20 protein-coding genes, 1 tRNA gene and 1 pseudogene are annotated in these 23,043 nt (G+C 40.1%); 8 read left to right on the forward strand and 14 right to left on the reverse strand.

Going from position 1 to position 23,043, the window contains the following annotated elements; all coding sequences use genetic code 11:
- Positions 1 to 708: 708 nt before the first annotated feature.
- The 5 genes from def to IJT21_00930 all read left to right on the forward strand — a co-directional run bounded on the left by def (position 709) and on the right by IJT21_00930 (position 5,752).
- Positions 709 to 1,197 carry a peptide deformylase gene (gene def / locus IJT21_00910; protein ID MBQ7576806.1) on the forward strand — a complete coding sequence of 163 codons (489 nt, stop codon included), beginning with the start codon at positions 709 to 711 and terminating at the stop codon, positions 1,195 to 1,197.
- Positions 1,198 to 2,103 (forward strand): methionyl-tRNA formyltransferase, encoded by a 906-nt coding sequence (fmt, locus tag IJT21_00915; protein ID MBQ7576807.1) that lies wholly within the window; start codon positions 1,198 to 1,200, stop codon positions 2,101 to 2,103.
- A 78-nt stretch (positions 2,104 to 2,181) separates the two neighbouring features.
- Positions 2,182 to 2,775 (forward strand): NUDIX hydrolase, encoded by a 594-nt coding sequence (locus tag IJT21_00920; GenBank protein MBQ7576808.1) that lies wholly within the window; start codon positions 2,182 to 2,184, stop codon positions 2,773 to 2,775.
- Positions 2,776 to 2,844: 69 nt separating this feature from the next.
- Positions 2,845 to 5,004, forward strand: coding sequence for a HAMP domain-containing protein (locus IJT21_00925; protein MBQ7576809.1), 2,160 nt, complete (start codon positions 2,845 to 2,847; stop codon positions 5,002 to 5,004).
- A gap of 160 nt (positions 5,005 to 5,164) precedes the next feature.
- Positions 5,165 to 5,752, forward strand: coding sequence for a hypothetical protein (locus IJT21_00930; protein ID MBQ7576810.1), 588 nt, complete (start codon positions 5,165 to 5,167; stop codon positions 5,750 to 5,752).
- A 30-nt stretch (positions 5,753 to 5,782) separates the two neighbouring features.
- Here the strand turns inward: IJT21_00930 and IJT21_00935 are convergent, their stop codons facing one another.
- The gene (locus IJT21_00935) at positions 5,783 to 6,865 is read right to left on the reverse strand and encodes a hypothetical protein (protein ID MBQ7576811.1); all 1,083 of its coding nucleotides are present in this window, start codon (positions 6,863 to 6,865) and stop codon (positions 5,783 to 5,785) included.
- Positions 6,866 to 6,944: 79 nt separating this feature from the next.
- Here IJT21_00935 and IJT21_00940 point away from each other — a divergent pair.
- From IJT21_00940 to IJT21_00950, 3 genes are all read left to right on the forward strand, one after another.
- Positions 6,945 to 7,017: transfer RNA gene (locus IJT21_00940), tRNA-Arg, on the forward strand.
- Positions 7,018 to 7,241: 224 nt separating this feature from the next.
- A complete protein-coding gene (locus IJT21_00945) occupies positions 7,242 to 8,231 on the forward strand; it encodes a DUF362 domain-containing protein (GenBank protein MBQ7576812.1) in 990 nt (329 codons plus the stop codon).
- Positions 8,225 to 9,046, forward strand: a complete 822-nt coding sequence (locus IJT21_00950) for an ADP-ribosylglycohydrolase family protein (protein ID MBQ7576813.1) — start codon at positions 8,225 to 8,227, stop codon at positions 9,044 to 9,046. The genes IJT21_00945 and IJT21_00950 overlap by 7 nt, the downstream gene beginning before the upstream one ends.
- Positions 9,047 to 9,141: 95 nt before the next feature.
- Here the strand turns inward: IJT21_00950 and IJT21_00955 are convergent, their stop codons facing one another.
- From IJT21_00955 to IJT21_01015, 13 genes and pseudogenes are all read right to left on the reverse strand, one after another.
- Positions 9,142 to 10,221, reverse strand: coding sequence for a potassium channel protein (locus tag IJT21_00955; protein MBQ7576814.1), 1,080 nt, complete (start codon positions 10,219 to 10,221; stop codon positions 9,142 to 9,144).
- Between the two features lie 6 nt (positions 10,222 to 10,227).
- Complete coding sequence (gene rpoD / locus IJT21_00960) at positions 10,228 to 11,400, reverse strand: RNA polymerase sigma factor RpoD (GenBank protein ID MBQ7576815.1); 1,173 nt, start codon at positions 11,398 to 11,400, stop codon at positions 10,228 to 10,230.
- 10 nt (positions 11,401 to 11,410) lie between these two features.
- Entirely contained in the window at positions 11,411 to 12,097 is a 687-nt protein-coding gene (locus tag IJT21_00965; GenBank protein ID MBQ7576816.1) for a hypothetical protein, read from the reverse strand.
- Between the two features lies 1 nt (position 12,098).
- Positions 12,099 to 13,034 (reverse strand): chemotaxis protein CheV, encoded by a 936-nt coding sequence (locus IJT21_00970; GenBank protein MBQ7576817.1) that lies wholly within the window; start codon positions 13,032 to 13,034, stop codon positions 12,099 to 12,101.
- Between the two features lie 57 nt (positions 13,035 to 13,091).
- Positions 13,092 to 14,900, reverse strand: a complete 1,809-nt coding sequence (locus tag IJT21_00975; protein ID MBQ7576818.1) for a DUF262 domain-containing protein — start codon at positions 14,898 to 14,900, stop codon at positions 13,092 to 13,094.
- A 3-nt stretch (positions 14,901 to 14,903) separates the two neighbouring features.
- Positions 14,904 to 17,015: a DUF262 domain-containing protein gene (locus tag IJT21_00980; GenBank protein ID MBQ7576819.1), complete on the reverse strand. Its 2,112-nt coding sequence runs from the start codon at positions 17,013 to 17,015 to the stop codon at positions 14,904 to 14,906.
- 376 nt (positions 17,016 to 17,391) lie between these two features.
- Positions 17,392 to 18,690: an aspartate kinase gene (locus IJT21_00985; protein ID MBQ7576820.1), complete on the reverse strand. Its 1,299-nt coding sequence runs from the start codon at positions 18,688 to 18,690 to the stop codon at positions 17,392 to 17,394.
- An 11-nt stretch (positions 18,691 to 18,701) separates the two neighbouring features.
- The gene (locus IJT21_00990) at positions 18,702 to 19,844 is read right to left on the reverse strand and encodes an amidohydrolase (GenBank protein MBQ7576821.1); all 1,143 of its coding nucleotides are present in this window, start codon (positions 19,842 to 19,844) and stop codon (positions 18,702 to 18,704) included.
- Positions 19,845 to 19,847: 3 nt separating this feature from the next.
- Positions 19,848 to 20,546: a 2,3,4,5-tetrahydropyridine-2,6-dicarboxylate N-acetyltransferase gene (dapD, locus tag IJT21_00995; GenBank protein MBQ7576822.1), complete on the reverse strand. Its 699-nt coding sequence runs from the start codon at positions 20,544 to 20,546 to the stop codon at positions 19,848 to 19,850.
- Between the two features lie 150 nt (positions 20,547 to 20,696).
- Positions 20,697 to 21,428, reverse strand: coding sequence for a 4-hydroxy-tetrahydrodipicolinate reductase (locus IJT21_01000; GenBank protein MBQ7576823.1), 732 nt, complete (start codon positions 21,426 to 21,428; stop codon positions 20,697 to 20,699).
- 1 nt (position 21,429) lies between these two features.
- Positions 21,430 to 22,308 carry a 4-hydroxy-tetrahydrodipicolinate synthase gene (locus tag IJT21_01005; protein MBQ7576824.1) on the reverse strand — a complete coding sequence of 293 codons (879 nt, stop codon included), beginning with the start codon at positions 22,306 to 22,308 and terminating at the stop codon, positions 21,430 to 21,432.
- Between the two features lie 263 nt (positions 22,309 to 22,571).
- Positions 22,572 to 22,733, reverse strand: a pseudogene (locus tag IJT21_01010) (type II toxin-antitoxin system RelB/DinJ family antitoxin).
- A gap of 16 nt (positions 22,734 to 22,749) precedes the next feature.
- Positions 22,750 to 22,896 carry a hypothetical protein gene (locus IJT21_01015; protein MBQ7576825.1) on the reverse strand — a complete coding sequence of 49 codons (147 nt, stop codon included), beginning with the start codon at positions 22,894 to 22,896 and terminating at the stop codon, positions 22,750 to 22,752.
- Between the last annotated feature and the right edge of the window lie 147 nt (positions 22,897 to 23,043).

Genomic DNA, 23,043 nt, shown 5'->3' on the forward strand with positions numbered 1-23,043 from the left:
AAATTATAAATTGCAAATAAAAAAATTTTTTTCCCCATTATGCTATAAGAGTCTATTCTAAATCACTATATACTTGAAAACACTTTCGGTGCCGGTAAAGTGTGCTGACTATAATATTACTAAGCTGTAAAAATGGCGGGCAAGGGTGCAGGAAAAAATATATTATTTATTGTCAAGTGCGTTAAAATCTTGCATTATTCTAATAATCATAAATTTTCGTGATAAAATATATTTACTCTCATAAAAAAGTTTTCGCACAAATAAAATTTTTTACTAATACTTCTACTAATACAAAAATGTTATTTCATTCACGCGGTAACAAAGACTCACAAATAAAAAATTTTTCGTAACGCATTAATTTTCACGCACAAAATTTTTCATTTATTTTCACTCTAAACTATGACAAAATATTTTTATTGAGCGTATATATTTAATTTGTTGTATGTCTGCGACCCGTTTTTATCGCGTTTTTTCTTCCGCCAGTAATTATAAATGCACGTTTCCGAAAGACTTTTATTATTACGCTGAAAAAATTTATTGCATGTACGAGGGGGACCCCCAAAGCCCGTCCCCCTTGCCCCCCTCCCCGCCCATGAGTCGCGCAAAAAATCTGTATCGGCCATAAGATATAATCACATAAAATTAATTTTCCGTGTAGAATTATATATATTTAATGGAGTGTGAATAAATTTGAGCGAAAACGAAAATATTTTAGAAATTTTGCATTACCCGAACGCGGCTTTATTGAAGAAGTCTGAACCTGTAGAAAATTTTGATGACGAACTCGAAAATTTAATCAAGTCATTATTTGCAACTATGCACGAATCTAACGGAGTCGGCCTCGCTGCACCTCAAGTCGGGATACTCAAAAAATTAGCTGTGATTGATTACGACGATAAAAAATTTGTGCTGATAAATCCTAAAATTTTAGAGAAACGAGGACTGCAGGACGACGAAGAAGGCTGCTTAAGTTTTCCCGGCATCTATGCACATGTAAACCGGCCTCAATGGGTAAAAATCGAAACTTTTGACTCTCACGGCGACAAACAAATTATCGAGGCTGAAGGCTACACCGCGCGGGCATTCCTTCACGAAATGGATCACTTAGAGGGCAAATTATTCATTGATTATCTCTCTAACATCAAGAAAAGCGCAATACGAAAAAAGGCTCTCAAGCACACGGGAGGACACTTTTAAATGTACTGGCTGATAGGAACGGGAAATTTTGCGGCGTTGTGTCTTGAAGGTCTTATAAAGCGCGGATTCAATTTCGACAAAATTATAACCGGACTCCCTACTAAATCAGGACGCAATAACAAGCAAAATCCTTCAGCAGTCGAGATAAAAGCAGCTTCACTCGGCCTAACTGTAACGCGAACAGGCAAATTAACGGACAACAGCGAATTAATTAACTCTCTCGCAAGTTCAAAGCCTGATATTATTTTCGTGATTGACTTCGGGCAAATTATAAGAGAGCCTTTTTTATCGCAAATGTGTCTTAACATTCATCCGTCATTATTGCCTGATTATAGAGGAGCAGCACCGATTCAACGCGCTTTACTTGACGGGAAAAATAAAACGGGAGTTACTCTTTTCCGGCTCGTTAGGGAAATGGACGCAGGAGAAATTTTATCGCAGTCAGAAATAAATATTTTACCCGAATATAACGCTTCTGATTTATATAATATTCTTGCTGAAATGGGCTGTGATTTGGCCGCAAAGATTTTAGAGTCAGATAAATTAACTTTCACGCCTCAGAACGAAAATTTTGCGACTTATGCACATAAACTTGAGAAAAACGAATTTGCGCTATCTTTTAACATGAAGGCAGAAAAATTTTTTAACACTGTCCGGGCTCTTGATATGTCGGGAGGGGCTTATGCAGTTATTCGAGATAAACGGGTTAAAATTTGGCGGTGCGGGATTGTCGAAAATTTGCGTGATTCAGTGCCGGGGAAAATTTTAGAGCTTGATAATAAACTCGTTATTTCATGTGCTGATAAAGCTGTATCACTGCTTAACGTACAGTCAGAGGGCCGCAAAATCTGCACTGGTCTTGAATGGGCGCGCGGAATGAGATTCAAGCAGGGCGATATTTTGTGATTCAGCAAATTACGTAAAATGCGATATAATTAATTTCAATATCATAATATTTTTACAAATAAGAGGGCAGGTGCTTCTATGCAGTTTACTTGGCCGGAAGGAAAAAAATTTTCATCTGGACAATCAAATATCGAAGAGGTATGCGTCAAGGCAAATAAACTCTTTGACGGAAAAATTTTAAATTTGCGCTGTGATGAAGTAAGGACTCCATCCGGGCGTATTGCCTCACGCGAAGTAGTCGAACACAAACCCGCCGTTGGTATGCTCGTAGTAACGAACCGCAAAAGCGTCTTGCTCGTGAAACAGTATAGATATGCTGTGCTCGAGGAGACTCTCGAAATTTGCGCCGGACTAATCGAACAAGGCGAATCCCCTGAACAATCAGCAGAACGCGAAATGCAGGAAGAATTAAACGTTAAGGCCAAGAGTCTTTATCGAATCGGAGATTTTTACGCCTCGCCGGGATTCTGCACGGAACTTTTTACGCTGTTTGTTGCTGAAGGACTCGAAGATTCTGCGCTGCCTCAAGACGATGACGAAAATGTTTCTGTCTGCGAGATAGCAATTAAAGATATTCCGGCAATGATTAAAAACGGGAAAATACGAGACTCGAAGACGTTTGCGGCGTTGTCGTGGCTTATGGCGAAGGAGGGGATTGCCCCTGAATTATAAAGCTGTAGTCGCGTCGTTGTAGTATTTGGGAATCAACAAAAATTTTTCAAACAGGAGAGATTTTATAATATGTTAAACAATTTCAAGATTACGGGGAAATTAACTATCGGTTTCGGGATCGTGCTGATTCTTTTCGGAGTCGCGGTCTTCTTCTCATGGACGAGCATTTCAGGCGTACAGTCTGACGTTGCTTATCTTCAAGTAGTTGTTGACAATACAGTAAAAATCGCTGTAGAACTCACTAACACAATCAGCTGGATACGAGCAGGAATAAGAGATTTGAAATTTTCTGAGAGCGACGAAGATATGGAACGCTTGAACGGATTCTTGACTACTTTGCGGACCTCGCTGGAAAAAGGCAAACAAATGTACGCCCAGAATCCGACTCTTAAGAGTTTAGCAAGCCTTGCAGAAATGGAAAATATAATCCGCAACACAGAGTCAACAATGGCCAAAGTATTCCAGATGATTCGCACAAAACGTAGTACAAGTGAAGTGTTAAATCAGGAAATTGACAAGATGACGAGCCTTTTATCAAACGTTATCGACATGCAGTATCAAATCACGCTGAACACTCTTAAATCAAATCTTGAGAGCGCAGACTTTGAGACAGATTTCCAGAGAATCAGATTGCTTGAAGATTTGCGTACAACTTTCGTGCAGGTTGCGAGAAAATACGCTATTGCAATGTACAGACGCGACGTAAAAATGATGAACGAAATCGTACAGCAGCTTGTCAACGGCGAAAATTCTTACAATAGATTCTATGAGCAGGCAAGATTTAAAGAAGTCAAAGATATTATGGCAGCAGGGCGCGGAACGTTCACGACACTGAAAAACGCTTTTGACGCTATACACAATTCATTTATCCAGACTGAACCGGCATTTGCAGCACTCTTAGCGGACGGACTCAACCTCGTAAATATTTCTAACAAAATTACAGACGACGGCACACAGAGAATCGTAGACCTTTCACAGGGTGCACATGATTCACTCGGCAGCACAATGACTCTTGTAATCTCACTTGCAGCAGCCGCAATCTTTATCGGTATCGGAATCGCGTTATACATCGCAAAATCAATTTCCAAACCTTTGGGCCGCGTTGTTGAACTCTGCGGAAATGCACGTGACGGCGATATGTCAATCACACGCGATGATTTTAATTATGTAGGCAAAGACGAACTCGGAGAACTCGGCGACGCATTGTCAGAAATGTTTGCAGCTCTCAGCACAGCAATCGGTGATATTCGCGGACTTGCAATCGACAGCCACGAGAAGGCCGGAGCAATGAAGGAAGATGCCGGCAAAAACTTAGATTACGCTAATAACGTGCGTTCAAGTGTTGCCAATGTCGTTAAGTTAATGGAGAATAACTCTTCATCACTTCAGGAGAGCAACGCAGGTACAGAAGAAATGTCAGCAGCTTCAATGACAAGTGCTCAAGCAGCAACGGACTGCGCAGAATTTATTTCTAACATGACAACAGTAACCGGAAATGCAGTCGACACAGTCAAAGAAGCAATCGCAAATATCGCAATCCTTCAGCGCAAGACCAAAGAGAGCGGCGTTAAACTTCAGGAACTCGTCGAGAGCGTCAACAAGATCACAGAGTTTGTCGGCGAAATTACTTCAATAGCTGACCAGACGAATTTATTAGCACTCAACGCAGCAATTGAGGCAGCCCGCGCAGGTGAAGCAGGACGAGGATTTGCAGTTGTCGCCGAGTCAGTACGTAAACTCGCAGAAGATTCAAGCCGTGCAGCAGAAAACGTTCGCAGCCTTATCGAGACATTGCAGACCAGTGCAAGCGAGACAAAGACTTCAAGTGATGAGACCAGCATTTTACTTGACGAGACAACAGAGAAAGCAAACGGCGCACAAGACTCACTCGCTGAAGCAATGAGCCAGATCGATAAAGCAAACGACAGAATCCAGAATATCGCAGCAGTCGCACAGGAGCAAGCAGCCTCAAGCCGTGAAATCGCAGCAGGAATCGACAACGTTACTAAGTCAACAACAGAAATTCTTGAGCACTTAGAGAGCATCAAAAACGACATGGACGAGACCGCCTCAATTGCAGAGAGAGCAGCACAGGGAGCAGTCGATCAAACAGGTTTAGTCGAGAGCATTACAGAAGCACTCTCAACATTTAAGATCGAGGACAACACAGCACCCGCAAAGAGCAGCTCATCACGTAAGGCACTCCCGGCAAAGGGCAAGAAGAAATAATTTATTAACGAATTTAATATTTCGGGGAGATTGTGATTTCACAGTCTCTCCATTTTTTTGTGCGAGAATATTTGCTGTAGAAGTTTCTTGCTGCGACCAACGGCACCGTTACAAAAAAGGTTTTGACTTTGATTTATATCATGAAAGGAGTTATTGACTCATGAAAAAATTTTTTTCTGCGATTATAATTTTATTGTGCTTGACTAGTTTTGCGTTTGCTGATATGCGCGTTGAAATGATTCGTTGGAAGTGTACGGACTGCGGGAAAGAGTTTTTGACGTTCAAAGGCGATTATTTGTTGGACAGTTTAAATTTTCGCGACGCAAGACACCAGCAATCTACACTTTTTCAGCTTGAGAACAGAAACAGGAATCTTGCAGGCTGTAAGGGGTCAAAGGTTCATAATTTCAAGCGTGCGGGCGATAAGTCGTACAGGCTCTCGGAGTTAGCGCGCAGACTTGATAAAATTGTTGCAATCAGGAACGGCGGATCTTTGCGGGTTAATCTTGTAGAATGGCGCTGCAAGTTGTGCGGAAAAACTTTTTATTCACTCGGCGAAAATTTGAATATAAAGCGTCCAGACAGACAGCGGGATAATCTTTTATCGTTTGGGAGTCGGCGTTCAATACCTCAATGCAGAGACAAGAATAACAATCACGCTCATGTATTCGAGAAAAGGAGATCCAGCAGCGCAAGAAGTTGGGAAATTTCGAAATTACTCGATAACATTTACTGGGTTAAAGATTAAGACCGGGTGTAATGCCCGATCTTTATAATTTTATGGTATGTTGAGAAATTTTTTTATCGCGGGTTTAACTCGTTTGGGGAATAATTTTCCGATTTGATGTCTCACACATATATAAAATAGAAAGCCTGCAAAAGCGTTTTTCAATAAATTTGCCCACATACCTGCAGGCCGTCTTCTTGCTTTCTTTATGTCTTGATAGAATATGTTGTGTATAAATTCGTCGTGATTCTTGCTAATTTGAAGAGTTTTTTCGCGCTGTTCGTCCGTTTGCCAAGGCTGAGTCACCATGTCAAGCCATTTTTCATTATCGTTATCGATTTCCTTGACTCGTTCTATTACTTCTTCAAATGAGTCATAATCAGCGCAGTTAATAAATGCTTTAGGGTTAATTAAGTCTGCTGCTGTCGGGTCTCCCCAGTAAATTGGCACTGTGTGAGCTTCAAGAGAGCTGATAATTTTTTCAGTCATGTAGCCTCTATATGCTGCGTTTTCCATTGCGATACTAAATTTATAGCCGCGCTTTAATTTTATGCTGAGTTGATACCAGTCGTTATTATGTCTAGTTGACTGAATGCCGGTATTATTTAAATGTGAGCCTAATGAGTCGACCCGTTTATATTCTGATAACATGTGAAAAAATGAGTCTCTAGCCTTTACCCCGTGTGAGTAAATAAAGTTACAGAATTTAGGCGAGTTCTCTAAAATTTTTCGGGCATCTCCGCGCGTTAAATTATTATTGAGAGTGTATATGCGATTGTCGATGTAACGTGATATTCTGTCGCCGCATTGAAGCTCGAAATTATATACGTTAGCATAATCAAATAAATTTAAATCAGGGTCAACGCACTCACCGCTGAAGAAAATAAATATGCTGTTTTCGCAGTGAGTGAGATAATATTTCAATTGTTTAGCTAATTTAGGAGAAACATAACAACCTTCTGTCGCTATGATATAATCGGGGTTTTTCTCGTCAATGACCATTCTTGAAATAATTTCAGGATCATTAATTCGTAAAATTTTTATTAGACTCTCTAGCCCCCTTGCCCATTTACACATAAACGCTACTTTTATTTTGTCAGGTAATAAGACAGGTTTGCGGCGATTAATTTCCAATGTCAATACCCTTTCACATAATTTTTTCGCATTATATCACAGCTGAAAATATCTGTAGTCATGATATAATTCACTCGTTGCGCTTGTAGCTCAGCGGATAGAGCGTCGGCCTCCGGAGCCGAAGGTCAGGAGTTCGAATCTCCTCAGGCGCGTTTATGATTCTCTCTTCAGGCGGGGAAAGGCTCGGCAAAAACGCGAGAAATTTCACATTAACTGCAAATTATCCATGTGAAAACATGCAGCGAGTCAGTAATTTATTTTACATGTTATCTATCATAAGGGGCAAAACGCGTAATTTTTCACTCACGGCACTATGTTATAATCAATACAAATTTTCACGTTTTATGAAATTTACACAATAGGAGGACAAATTTTCATGTTTCCAGCAAAAGACGGAAATATTTACGTTCCATATGAAAAACGTACAGGCGGAGAGTCAATTATTTATTTCACGCGCGATTTATCATCAGAGGGACTCAGAAAAATTTACGCGAAAATCTGCGGACACATCACAGGCAAAGTCGCAATTAAATTACACACAGGCGAACCTCACGGCCCTAATATTATCCCGCGAGAATGGGTTAAAGATTTAATCTCGCAAAATTTACCCGGCGCACACATAGTCGAGACAAACGCATATTACGAAGGCGGACGCTATACAACACCTCAGCACAGAGAAACTATAAAGACTAACGGCTGGACGTTCGCTCCTGTTGATATTATGGACGAAGACGGGACGGCAATGCTTCCGGTTAAGGGCGGTCATTATTTCACACAAATGTCTGTAGGCAAAAATTTATTAAATTATGACTCGTTATTAGTCCTCACACACTTCAAAGGGCACGTAATGGGCGGTTTCGGAGGCTCAAATAAAAATATCGGCATAGGCTGCGCAGACGGCAGAATCGGTAAAGCAATGATTCATACAACGCCAGGACAGTCAAATCAATGGGACATCGCCAACGAGGAATTAATGGAACGAATCAGCGAGTCAGCAAAGGCAACTGTTGACCATTTCGGGCAAAATATCGCGTTCATTAATGTAATGCGTAATATGTCAGTGTCCTGCGATTGTGAAGGTGTCGCCGCTGAACCTGTTGTAACGCCTAATGTAGGGATTCTTGCGTCTCTTGACATTGCTGCGATTGACACGGCTTCAGTTGATTTAGTCTACGCGCTGAAAGATTCTGACAAGGCAGCATTATTTGAACGTATGCAGTCTCGACACGGTTTCAGGCAGTTATCATACATGCATGAATTAGGAATGGGCAACGTTAAATATAAATTGCTTGACTCAGACAATAACGACTCTCAAATTTCGACTCATGACGCAGTAAAAGACGTTAAACCATTTAAATCATGTTAGGTGCAATCGTAGGCGATGTAGTAGGCAGCCGCTTTGAATTTGACCGAGAACGCAAAGTAGCCTACAGCAAAAAATATGAATTAGTCAGCGAGTATTGCTGCTTCACTGATGATACAGTAATGACTCTTGCTGTTTCTGACGCGATAATAAAGACTATGCCAAAGCGCGGAGATATTCCGGAAGAGTCAGTTTTTGAGGCTCAATTAACTAAATCAATGCGCGAATTTGCTCAAGTTCACCCTAATGCAGGCTACGGAGCAAAATTTATTCACTGGCTGTTCTCAAATAATCCCAAACCTTATAACAGCTGGGGAAATGGTTCAGCGATGAGAGTCTCTCCTGTTGCGTGGGCGTTTGACAGTTTAGAAGATGTCGAAAGATTTGCGGCTGTAAGTTCTCGAATCTCTCACAATAACCCCGAAGGAATCAGAGGCGCAAAAGCAACGGCAGCAGCAATTTTTTTAGCTCGTACAGGAAAAACAAAGCAGGAGATAAAATCTTATATTTCTGACAATTATTATTATGATCTGACTCGCACTCTTGATCAGATAAGGCCGCATTATTCACATGTTGAAGCCTGTCAAGTTACAGTCCCGGAGGCAATAACGGCATTTATTGAGGGTGAAAATTTTGAGGATTGCGCGCGCTGTGCTGTATCATTGAGCGGAGACTCAGACACTTTAACTGATATAACGTGTGCAATAGCTGAAGGTTTTTACGGGATTCCTGATGATATTAGCGAAATGGTCATGACAAAACTTGATGATTTCTTGACGGATAAATTATTAAAGTGGGAATCATGGCGAAATAATTAACTCTCTGTGCGGAATAATACCCTATACTCTATTATCTTCCACTATGTAGAAAAAATTTTCTCCTGACTCACAAGTACTGAATCAGGAGAATTTATTTACTTGCTTATTTCCGAGTAATTATCTTTCACTATGCATACTACTTTCATCGGAAGAGTTACAATTTTATCTAACGGCGGATTAACATTTGAGATCCATTCAGAGGCCGGGACTTTTTGGGGCGAGTCTGGCGGCGTTATTATTCCGATCGGGAGCGTTTCATTTGCTCTGAAGTGATCAAAGACTTCACCGACAGTTTTTCCCGCAAAATTTTCAGGAACATCAAACGAGGCGAAACTGTGTCCATCGTCAGCACTCGATAAAATATCGCGTATAAATGCCGAAATCCCTTCATTATGTGTACACATCGCAGCAATATTCGCAATCAAGCTGTCAGAATACAAAATATCATCAACATTTGCATAACGCGCGTAACGTTCATTTTCCGGATTATGAAGTTCCATAACTGTATACACGTTCGGTGCAATGGCCTCGACTGCTAAACCTGTTAAAATCGTGTGCGAGTCATCTTCTCCGAAATTGGGATCTCCTAATATTATCGCGCCTTGTGCCTTCTCGACTCCGCCTTTAATTAATGCTTCACGTTCTGACGGGTTGCCCTGCACAAAAAATATGTCTGAGTCTAAATCTTTCGGACGTTCTGACGCAATTAAAGCCATCTGACGGCCCGACGCTTTGAACTCCCGCACAACATAAGGCCCGCGACCATTCCAGCCGCAAATTAAAACGTGTCCCTCAAATTTACAATTATTAATGCCCATCATCTCCCCTAATAAAATTTTTATCCTGCTGTTAATGATTCTCTGCAGGACTTCAGCAAAGACTACACCGAACAACGCAACGCCGAAAATCGAGAGCAGAAAAACTATTATCCGCCCCCAAAATGTATGCGGCGATGTAGCAAATTCTCCCTGACCTATTAACGTAAATAAAACGCTCCACACTGAGTCCCAGAATGAACCCGTAAAATCTTTTTCCTTCCACCATACAAATAAAGCGCAGGAAAATAATAATGCCAGAAATAATATTAACGCACCCGATAATCTGTACTTAAATTTTTTCGAGAACGCTATACCCCTTTTCGCATTCTTCACGGTTTTAGTAAATTTCGTAGCCATTTTTCGTTAGTCCAGAAAATCTTTGAGTCTCTTGCTGGGCTGACGTAATTTCCTGAGTGCCTTAGCTTCTATCTGCCTGATTCTTTCGCGCGTTACGTTAAATTTTTTCCCGACCTCTTCAAGCGTGTACGAGTGCCCGTCTTCAAGCCCAAATCTATAATGCAGGACTTCACGTTCTCTGTCGGAAAGAGTATTTAACATGTCTTCTATTTGTTCATGTAATAAATGACCTGCTGCAGCCTCATCGGGACTCGGCAAGTCGTGATCTTCGATAAAATCACCAAGCTGGCTGTCTTCTTCCTCACCGATCGGAGTCTCAAGAGAAACGGGTAATTGTGAAATTCTGCGAATCTCTTCAACTTTTGACGGCTCAATATTCATTTTTTCTGCGATTTCTTCATCAGTAGGTTCGCGGCCTAATTCCTGAACGAGCAAACGCGAAATCCTGACCATTTTATTAATTGTCTCGACCATGTGAACAGGGACTCGAATCGTTCGCGCCTGATCTGCTATTGCACGCGTTATCGCCTGACGAATCCACCATGTAGCATAAGTACTGAATTTAAAGCCTCGCCGATAGTCAAATTTTTCTACAGCCCTTATTAAGCCAAGATTGCCTTCTTGAATCAAATCAAGAAATAACATCCCGCGCCCGATATATTTTTTTGCAATACTCACGACGAGACGCAAATTTGCATCAATTAATTTTTTCTTCGCTTCAATGTCGCCGTTTTCCATTTTTTGAGCGAGTTCGACCTCTTCAGCTGCCGTCAATAATGAAACTTTGCCGATCTCACGCAAATACATTCTAACAGGGTCAGTTAATGGGATGTCGTCGAGTTTTCCTATTTCGCTTTCAATTGCCGGGATAAATTCCTCGCGCGCTTCCTGTCCTGCTGGAATCTTTGTGATATTTGACTGGTCAGCGACATCGATTCCCATTTCCTGTAAATTCGTGAGAATGCTGTCAAGTGTGTTAGCGTCCCATGTCTCTAACGGTATATGACGTTCAATATCGCCGGGGGTTACATAACCTCTGCTGCGCCCCTCGTCAATTAAATCATCAACTCCGCCGGGAGTCTTATCTTCTGACAAATCAAGATCGCCGTCAACGTCAAAATTTTCGTTCTCTTCCGGTAAATCTACATCTTTATTTTTCTTCTTTTCGGCCAAGTTAATTAACACTCCTTTATTCTTGTGTGCGCATTACAGCACCTATAAACGGCGGGAAATCCATATTTGAACGATCGCCTACTATTTCGCGCGTACTGTCAAGCTCGAACTCATTTAGAATCTGACTCACTCTTAAATCAAACGGGTTATCGTCCTCCCACTGCATAAAGAATCTATCATAACCGAATTTCTCTGCAAAATATGAATCATTGCCCGAACCTAAAAATTTTTTTACCTCGTCCAATATCCGCGCCAGACCTCTAATATAATCATTGCAATTATAAAACGGGTCATCACTTGTTATAGCGATAACCTTTGTATTTCCCTGAAAAATTCCGTGACTCCATAATGAACACGAAGTAATGCCGGCAAAGAGTCCCCGCGCTGACTCTAACATCGCAAGAGATGCAGTTATACCGCGTTCGATTTTGTCAGAGTAACCTAGAATCATCAAGAATCCTAAATTTACTGCACTGTCAGGGTTGTACTTGAAAAAATTTTCGCGCGGAAGATTACCAACACAGCCGGTCGACGGTGAAGCCATGAAAAAAAACTCGCTCCCCAAATCCATGCACGAGGCTGAAATTTTTTGCAGATCCGAGTCATAGAATCTATTAACTGAAATCGGCTGATAATCCTTCCCAATGGGAAACCACTGCGAAATCTCTACATATAATTCAGCGTTCCAGAATGGCATTAACAAACTATACGGCAGCCTCCTCGCCTGAACGATTCTGTTTTTCGCGAATAACTTTCACGACGCATTCAACTAATAAAGTAATTTCGGGTTTGGTAACCTGATAATTTGCTCCGACCGACGCAGCTTTATTCTTTATGTCATTTGCCATAATCGACGAGAAAACTATAACGGGAATATTCTTTGTTTCGGGATTCTCTTTGATTCGGCGGGTAAGAGTCAAACCGTCTAATCTCGGCATTTCAACATCTGTAATCAACAAATCGCAATGTTCACCGGCTCCGACAATAGCGTCATATGCAACTTTACCATCAGGACAAATGTGCAAATCTGTGAATCCGCTCGCCATTAATGCGTCTTCAACCTGTTTGCGGATAAGCGGCGAATCTTCTGCGACAATAATATGATAATCGCCGGGATGTCCGACTCCTTCCATCATTGTTACTGCTTTGCCCGGATCTCCTGAATGCTGAATGACTAACTGCGGACTTATAGTCTGAACTATTGCTTCATAGTCGAGTAATAAAACATTTCTAGTGTCGCGCTTGATTACATATAGAATCCAGTCGCCTAAATATTTGCCTGTCATGCTTGCGTCTAAGTCTTCGGATTTGATTCGATAAATTCTTTCGACGGCATCAACGACAAAACCGAGTTTCACCTCGTTAAATTCTGCAATAATAACTTTGCTCTGTTCAATAGGCGTAACGGGAGGAATACCGAGAAAAATTCTTAAATCGACCATAGGCAAAACCTCGCCCCTAACTGAAGTAATGCCGATTAACGCGACAGGAGCGTCGGGAATAGAACGCACACCCGGCCAGCGCAAAATTTCTCTTGTTTTATCAACGTTGATTGCAAAAGACTGATCCCCTAACACAAATACGACTAACTGCCATTCATTTGTGCCTACTTCAGTCGTAACTTTTTTTACTTCCTGCATTTGTTATTAGGCCTCCGCAAAAAAATATGCTGACATGTGCGTATATCTTATCACATTTTATTCTTGAGCCGTTATAAGAATCTGGAAGCGCGATTTTTTCACACTGAATCGTGCAAATAATGAGTCTATAAATTTCATGATAGTTTTTGTGTCAATGCCCATTTCGATATATATTCCGTCTCGTATTTGTTTGGGATTCTGCAAAAGTTTTGAGTCAGCCGAGATATAAATTTTCTTGTCCTCCGTGAATGAATAACCTTTTTTCGCAATTTTCGCAAGTATAGTAGGCTTATCTTTGTCTAGCAGCTTCACGACTTCTAACAGCATTGAGGCATAATTATTTTGCTTGTAAATCTTATTGTCAAACATGAACGAGTCTAAATCTTTGCCTGTAACTTTTTCCGGAGCATTTGACAACGAGACTTTGATTATTTTTTCGGCTGCCTCCATTTTTTCAGGGCTGAATCTGCGGACTAAAATATTTGCGAGTCTCCGGCCCCGTTCTGTTATTTCTTTGACTGTCCAAGAGGTTTTATTAATCACGTCAGAATTTAATATTACAGCTTTTGAGCGCGATAAAATAATTTTTTTGTCGAGAAAGTTTTTATTTGCGAGTTCCAGATTATAGCCTGTCATTGTGAGATTGCCTAAAGTGTGGAGATATAATTTATGTTCAATGCTTGATATAACGCTCTGCCATTCAGGAGTCAGACTTTGCGGCATGATGTGTTCTATCGTTAAATTGTCGGTGCATAAAATTTCGCTTGAGTCGCCGTTTTCTATTTCCGTGAGCAAAAATTTGCATAGATTACTATCTAATAAATATATATCACTGGTCATTAACGCATTTGCAAACGTTGAGTCATCAGGAAGAACGAGCGATTTATTTATTGACTCGTAATAATTTTGCTTGTTCGCACGGCCATAGAGGGAAGCTAATTTATTATCGGGCAATTTGCAAATGATTCGGCGAATGACATAACAGAATATTAATTTTACTGTCTTAATGAGGGTCTGAGAGTCAATAATTTGATTCTCATAGTCATTAAAAACGTGCAGTAAAAACGGGTAACAAGATATTTGCTTGAGAGTCCGCAAAATTTCTAAATATTTCATGACTTCGGGCGGATAATTGCTGTCAGAGTCTTTATTTGTGAACACTTTATAAATTTCTGACAAGTGCGCTAATTCGTTGAGGAAATCAGAACGCGATAAATTTTTTGACTCGAATATTTTGACTAATTGCTTGTATAAATTTTCCCCGCTGACTTCATTTGACGTAATGAAAGTTATATAATGCGCGAAAAAAATATTTATGTCTGTCTGACTGTTAATTTTCTGCCAAACGCTTAATAATTCCTGCTGTTCGTCGATTAACAAAAAATTTCGTATTAAGTCAGCTTGTGAGAGATTCTGTCCCGTTGAGTTAATGCTCTCAAAAATTGCGTGGCGGTCGTCATTGCTGTCGAGTTCGATTTTTACGATTCTGATGAGATTCAGTGCTGCTAAAATTTTATCGGGCGAAATTTCTTGATTTATCCATTCTTGAACGCGTGTAAGACAAATTTTATAATTCTTGCTGGTGCTGGTGTCATTTATATTATTTGCGCAGTCATTAAGGGCCTTCACGAAAATTTTTATAGTCTCGAGTCGTTGATGGCCGTCGATAATTATATATTCATTTTCGCTGGTCTTAGCAAATATCATAGTGCCGAAAAAGTGTTCAGTGCCTGACGCGATAATTTTTGCGATGTCATCAAGAAGGCGCGCGCATTGTTCCTCGTTCCAAATGTAATTACGGTGATAAATAGGGACGCTGAAATTTGCATTATTAATTTCTGTGATTGTTATTGAGTCTGCTTTCATGTTTTATCGGGAAATATTGCCGGTCTTTACGAAAATATAAAATCGTGATTTACTGACATTATAGCGTTTAAATAGTGAGGCGATAAATTTCATTGTACTTTCTGCGCTTAAACCTGTATCAATAAATATTTTGTCTCGTATTTCCTTAGGGTTCGTCATAGAGTCAGAGCCGTATTTGATATAAATTTTTTCTCCTGATGTAAACGAATAATTTTTGCGCGCAAGTTCTTCAAGTATGGCGGAATTTTGTTCGTCTAAGAGCTTTACTACATCAACGAGCATATATGCAAAAGTGTTCTGCTTATATTCTTCACCGTCAAACACGAAAGAATACAAATTTTGCTTTGTTGCCATGCTTGAATCGTCATCAAGAGTAATTTTTGTGAGGTAGTCAAATTTTATATCAGGATCGTTAATTTTCTCCGTCTTGAATAATTGCATAACTATTTTTGCGAGTCTTTCTGCGCGTGATTTAATCTCGTTTACTGTCCATGAAGATTTATTTGTAACGTCAGAATTTAATTTTACGGCTTTAGTAGGGTTATCTTCACTTGTAAGCAGCTTTATTTTTTCCGCAAAACTTTTATTTGAGAGTTCCGAATTATAGCCGGTTATAGTGAGATTTCCGAGAGTGTGCAAAAATTTATCATGGTCTTCACTTGAAATAACGCGCCTCCATTCGGGAGAAAGATTTTGCGGCATAATATGTTCTATTGTCATATCATCGAAATTAAGAACTTCTTTAGAGCCGCCGTTTTCTATTTCGCGCAGAATAAATTTGCAAAGTGCGTTGCTGCTTCTACTGTATAAATCTTGATTCAGCAAAGAATCTCTAAATTTTTCATCACTGGGCATAGCGTCATTTGAGGATTGAATCGAGATAAATTTATTTATTGATTCATAATATTTTTGCTTGTTTCCCTGAATCTTGAACGCACGAGAATATAAAGCCGCGAAAAATCCCCGTAATGAATTGCTCGGAATCTTACAGACCAGCCGCCGCAAAATATAGCTGAATATAAATTTTACAGTTTTCGAGAGAGTCTCAGCGTCAATAATTTTTTTCTCGTAATCATCAAAAACGTGCAGCAAAAACGGGTAACAAGTAGTCTGCTTGAGAAATCTTAAATCATCAAGACATTTCATGACATCAGCCGGATATTTTTTCTTAGAGTCTTTATTCACAAATGCGCTGTAGATGCCTGACAAATTTTTTAGTTCTGCGAGTATTCCAAAACGTGTTAAATTTTTCTCGTCAAATAAATCTACAAACCGGCGGTATAAAATTTTCTTGTTGATTTCTTTTGCAGCCGAACCGCTTATAAACGTTATATAGTGCATGAAAAAATTATTTATGTCCTCGTCGGACTCGTCAGCGTTTAAATTGTGCTCGATTACCTGCCAGTTGTTAAATAAAATTTTCTGATTGCCGGGAGATTCCTTCATGAGCAAAAAATTTCGTATTAAATCAGCATTAGAGAGATTCAGCCCCGTTGAATTAAGACTCTCAAAAATTGCCTGCTGGTCGTCATCTCTGCCCATTTCTATAGCTACAACTTTGAGTTTCTTAACCGCAGCTAAAATTTTCGAGGGGAAATAATTACTATTAAGCCATTCTTGAACGCGTGCCAAACAAATTTGGTAATTCTTAAATATTCGCCCTGACTCGTTAATAATTTCGTGTTTATCGTCAAGTAAAGCCTCGAACTGTTCAAAATCTGAATTTGAAGACAGCAGCTTGATTCTATAATTCGGGCAATAACGGTTAAATAACATATCATTTATTTCGTAGCAAATGCTTTCGTCGCCGTTTTCTTTTCCTGAATCGTACAGAGCCTTCAAGAGGAGCATTATAGTTGTAATTCTCTGCTGGCCGTCGATTATTATATATTCAGTATCGATATTTTCGCTGCGTTCGCTTGAATTTAAATTTACGTACACCATTGTCCCGAAAAAGTGTTCGCGTTCTGAAGTCATAATTTTTTCGATGTCATCAAGCAGCATTTTGCACTGTTCTTCGTTCCAGCTGTAATTGCGCTGATAAACCGGAATCCGTAAAAGTATTTTATTGCGGTTTATTATACCTGTAACGAGTCCATTTTCGTGAGCTTCCATGTAAAAAATTTTCTCCCGTGATTTATTATTTATATATGCGGTTAGGATTATAGCAAAAAATTTTATGATTATTATCAATATTCTACAGAACATACAAAAAATTTATCGCCCCATTTAAACACGTCTGAAATAATTTGCGGCTCGAACATGCAAAATTTTTTATTATGAGTCTATGAATCATCGCGAAACTTTTTTTAACTGACTCATAAAACTTTATAGCCATTAAATAAAATTAATATTCTTGTAGTTGCAAATGTAGTTGTAAAATATCTATCCGTGAAATAAATTTTATCGTGAAGTGAATTACTCTTGCTGACTCATTATAGCACAAAAAATTTGCCTCCCATCATACAACGAGAGGCCGATAAATTATTTATTATTCTATCATTGACTTATAGAGCGCGTTAATTGCCTTCTTGTAGTCTGAGTCATCGATTCCTACAATAATATTTAACTCGTCGGAACCTTGATCGATCATTCTTATATTTATTCCCGCATTTGCAAGAGACGCAAAAATTTTCGCCGCAATCCCTTTAACGCCTGCCATACCTTCACCGACAATTGCAACAGCCGCTAAATTTTTCTCGATCGTGATAAAATCGGGTGCAAGTTCATTCTTAATTTCGCGCAGAATCTCATCACGCTTTGAGTCAAATAAATCACTGCTCACTATTACAGAAATCGTGTCTATTCCCGTCGGACAATGTTCAAAGGGTACGCCGTTTTTCGCGAAAATGTACAATAATTTTGCGCCGAATCCTGTTTCACCGTTCATCATACTTTTTTCGACTCTTATGCTGCAAAATCCTTTACGGCCTGCAATTCCTGTAACGGGTCTGCGAGTCATATCTTTTGGAAGTGAAGCAGCTATTAACGTGCCTTTGTCATCGGGTTTATTTGTGTTGCGGATATTTATGGGGATTCCTGCCTGCCTTACGGGAAAAACTGCGTCTTCATGCAAAACGCTTGCTCCCATGTAACTTAATTCGCGCAATTCAGTATATGTAATATAATCAATTACCCGCGGATTATTTACGATTCTGGGATCTGCGCTCAACATTCCTGAAACGTCCGTCCAATTTTCGTATAAATCAGCCTTTACCGCACGAGCAACAATCGAGCCCGTAATATCAGAACCTCCGCGCGAAAAAGTTTTTATACTTCCGTCGGGCATACTCCCATAAAAGCCGGGAATAACTGCGCACTTGAGAGACTTTAATTTTTCGCCCATAACGTAAAAAGTTTTTGACTCATCAAGAAGGCCGGACTCGTTGAAGAAAATTACTTCAGAAGCGTCCACGAACTCCCAGCCAAGAAAACGCGCAATAATCTTCGAGTTAATATATTCTCCCCGGCTCGCAAGATAATCACGGCTTGAAATATTTTGCTTGATTGCGTTAATTTCCGAGTCAATGTCAAAATTTATCGCTAAGTCTTTAATAATTGCTGCGTAACGTTCTGAAATCTGCGATAAAGTCCCGTTAAAGTCTTCAGAGTTCATAAATTGCGAATGAGCTTTATACAACAAGTCCGTAATCTTTATATCGTCCGTGAATCTTTTGCCGGGGGCAGAAGCTACGACATAACGCCGTGCAGGGTCATTTTTTATGATTGCAGCGACTTTCTTAATTTGTGAAGCGTCCGCTAATGAAGTCCCGCCGAATTTTGCTGTAATAGTATTCAAGTTTAAATCAGTCCCATATTAAAATTTGTTACGACGGCTGAATGTATTGCCGAAGCTGTTATTATTGCGTCATCTTTGGGCAAAAATTTATCACTGTGCAAAGGATAATCAGACTCTGCGCCAATGTGATAAAAGCAGCCCGTTTTTGCCATGATGAAACATCCGAAATCTTCGCTTATCATTGTAGGAGACTCAATAATTTTCACGTGTTCAGAGCCTAGAGTCTCACGAGCAATTTTTTCAACGAAAGAATTTAATTTGTCATTGTCATTAATTACACCGGGGGCACTGCTTATAATTTCGCATTCAGATTTTGCGCCGAACTTGGCCGGAATTTCCTGCGACAATTTTTTTACTTCATCGCACATTTTTTCGCGCTGGTCTACTCCGAACGTGCGGACGATTCCGAGTAATTCTGCCTCACCTGCTAAAATATTTCTGACTGTACCAGACTCAAATTTCCCGACTGTTACGACATGGCCGGGCTGATTCATCTTCAATAGCTCAATAACTAAATGCGAGGCTGCTTCTATTGCGTCAATGCCTTTATCTCTCTGCGCACCGTGAGAGCTTTTGCCGATAACATTAATATTAAACATTCCCGACGACGCGTAAAAATTTCCGTATTTAATGCCAATATCGCCAGCCTTCAAAGCCGGATCAACGTGAGCACCGAAAACTGCATCAACATTTTCAAGCGCGCCTAAATCAATCATTCGCTGAGCTCCGCCGTCGCCTTCTTCATCAGGTTGAAATAAAAACGTTACTGAACCAGATAAATTTTCGCGATTACGAGCTAATATCATTGCAGCACCTAATACGCCCGTCATATGAACATCATGACCGCATGCGTGCATAAATCCCGGATTCTGTGAGGCAAATTCGCAATTAGTTGACTCATTTATCGGAAGTGCGTCAATGTCAGTTCTTAACGCTGAATTTTTACCGGGGTGAACGCCTTCAAGTTTTGCAATTATTCCCGTGTTTAATACGCGTTTATGAGTTATTCCGGCTTCGTCTAAATAATGCTCGATTAAATCAGCCGTCTTAAATTCATGATTGCCTATTTCGGGAATCTTGTGAAATTCTTTGCGGATACCGAGTAATTTTGCCCGTAAATTTTCTGCTTCCTGTAAAAAATTCATGATTCAAATTTTCCTTAGTGAAGGCTCTAATGCAGTCTTGAGAGTCGTGTTAGAGTCTTTATCCTTTATTATTTTTGCAGGACAACCGGCGACGACTTTATTTGCGGGTACATCTTCAATTACTACAGCTCCGGCAGCAATAACGGCATTTTCTCCGACGTGAACGCCCTCGATTACAACAGCATTTGCACCGATTAAAACATTATCGTCAATTATTACGGGTTTTGCGCTTGCCGGTTCGATAACGCCTGCGAGTACTGCACCTGCTCCGACGTGGCAATTTTTCCCGACTGTTGCGCGTCCTCCGAGTACAGCTCCCATATCAATCATTGTGTTGTCGCCGATAACTGCACCGATGTTGATAATTGCTCCCATCATGATGACGGCGTTTTTTCCGATTGAGACATTATCGCGGATTATTGCGCCTGGTTCTATGCGGGCCTGAATATTTTTCATGTCTAATAATGGGATTGCGCTGTTTCTTGCTTGATTCTCGATTACAATATCAGAAATTTTTGACTCATTTGCTTTAATGACCGGCTCAAGTTCTGACCAGTCCCCGAAAATAATTTTATCGCCAGTCCCGAAAATTTTTGCGTTAGTGTGTGAGAAATCGATATTTTCATTCTCGCGCAAATAGATTTTAACGGGAGTAACCTTTTTAGAGTCGGCGATGAATTTAATAATTTCTTGTGCGTCCATAAATTAATCACCTGCTAGAAAATTTTTTAATTTCTTGTGAGTCCCCATTAATGGCGGGAAAAAATTTTTTGTGATTCCGTATGCGGGGACCCCAGAGCCCTCCCCGCACCCCCCCGCCCAGGAGTCGCGCGTTCAAAGTTTGCTGAACAATCATGAGATAAAATCTTTCATGCCGTAAAAGCCTGCTGACTGACTCACAAGCCATTTTGCCGCCGATAATGCACCGTTTGCAAATAATGCCCTGTTCTTAGCGTCGTGCTTTAACGTTATAGTCTCGAGTCCGTTCGAGAAAATTATTTCATGAGTCCCGACTTCAGAGCCATATCTTAATGAATGAATGCCGATCTCGTTTTTATCGCGTTTTCCGTTAGAGTGCCTGCCGATATTAAATGTGCTGTCCGGTTTGGAGTCTTTGATTCTTTGAGCGAGCATTAAAGCTGTACCGCTGGGAACGTCTAATTTCTGATTATGATGAGCTTCAATTAACTCAATATCGCAATCAGTAAAAATTTTCGCGACTCTCTCGGCCAAGTCAGCAACAAGAGCAACCCCAATTGACATATTAGGAGACATGAAGACGGGAATTTTTTTCGCGGCATCACGGATTAAATTTAATTCTTCGTCAGTGTGTCCGGTTGAAGCAATTAAAACGGGTAAATTACGACTCACGCAATATTTCACGAGTTCGGGCGCAGCTTTGTGATTCGAGAAATCTATAACGCAGTCTGCCGAGCCTTTGAAGTCTTCAAGTTTATTATATTTGCCGTCCTCATTTGTGAAAGCTACATCAACGAGAGCAGCAATATTTTCGCCTGCATTTACGGCCATGTCAGATAAAATTTTTCCCATTTTACCGCCGGCACCGTTAATAATTAATTTCATGCTAGATTAGCCCCTGTTCCTGCATTAAAGATTTCAAGTGCTGCCAGTGAGATTCTTCCATTGGTACGAGAGGGAGTCTTAAATGATTCCCGCAGAAATTCATAGCGGCCATAGCTGCTTTAACGGGAATGGGGTTAACTTCACAGAATAAAGCATTAATCAGCGGGAGTAATTGACACTGTAATTTTGCTGCGCCTTCTACGTCGCCCGCCCAGAATTTATTACAAATTTCCATAGTTAATTTAGGAGCAGGATTCGACAGCACAGAAATAACGCCCTTGCCGCCCATTGAAAGAATCGGGACAATTTGATCATCGTTGCCTGAATAAATGTCAAGTTTATCGCCGACTAAATGAAAAGTTTGCACGATTTTGCTGATATTTCCGTTAGCTTCCTTAATGCCTGCGATATTTGGGTGATCTGCTAATTTTGCGTAAGTCTCAGGCTCGATATTTACTCCTGTTCTTGATGGGACGTTATATAAAATTACGGGTTTTGTTGACGCGTCTGCAATGGCAGTATACATTTTTACAAGACCGTTTTGCGTTGTCTTATTATAGTAGGGAGTAACGAGAAGTAAAGCATCTGCCCCGGCATCACAACAATATTTTGAAAGCTGAATCGCGTATCTTGTATCGTTTGAACCTGTTGCAGCAATAATCGGACATTTTCCCGCGACTCTATCGACTGCAAATTTTACGACCTGTTTGTGTTCTGCGTCATCGAGTGTAGAGCCTTCACCGGTAGTGCCTGCAATTACAAGTGCGTTAATGCCTTGTTCGACCTGCCAATCAAGAACGCGCGCGAAAGAGTCATAATCGACTCCGTTATCATTCGTAGGAGTAATAAGAGCTGTAGCAACTCCCTTAAAAACTGTCATGATAAAATCTCTCCTTTATGTATTGCACAAAAAAACCGCCCTTATGAGTGAGCGGTCTCTATATGCGAAATATTAAAATATGCACAGTTCATCCGCTCAAGCATGGAAAAAATTACGTTTTATCTTGAGGAACGACGCACAGGAAGAATAATTTACATTTGCAAGAAACGCATTAATGAACGTAAACATAAAAATTTTTATCCTCCTGTCAGCATATGAATTTTCGTGAAATAATAAACGGGAAAATTTAATCTGTCAATGTTTTATTTCTCGTAATGAGTAGCGCATGAAGTAATTATATATGTTCTTTGTTTATATGCCGCTTCTAATGGGATTTCTTTAGAGCGTATGACCTGCCGCAAAAAAACATTTACAGCCGTCTGAATGTCAAAGCCAAACTCGTCAAGTAATTCTTTAGCCCGTGCTGCTAACGTTCATAATTTACACCTCTATTAAATCATGAATAATAATTTTGCCTTCTTTGGCCTGCTGTACACTGTGCAAAATGCGCTCAAGTGTTTCACCGCTAAAATATGAGTCATAATCATTGATGTTGTTATTGTCATTATAAATTTCGTCTGGACTCATGTTCTATTTCTCCTCAAAATAAAATTTATTTAATTATACATGACGTACGCTCGCTAATCATTATAGTTTTACACGTTCAACACTCATAATAAAATTTTTCAGCAAGATATTTATATAAATTACGTGCTATAATTCAAAAGGTTTTAG

Source organism: Synergistaceae bacterium, from assembly GCA_017443945.1.
Classification (GTDB): Bacteria; Synergistota; Synergistia; order Synergistales; family Aminobacteriaceae; genus JAFUXM01.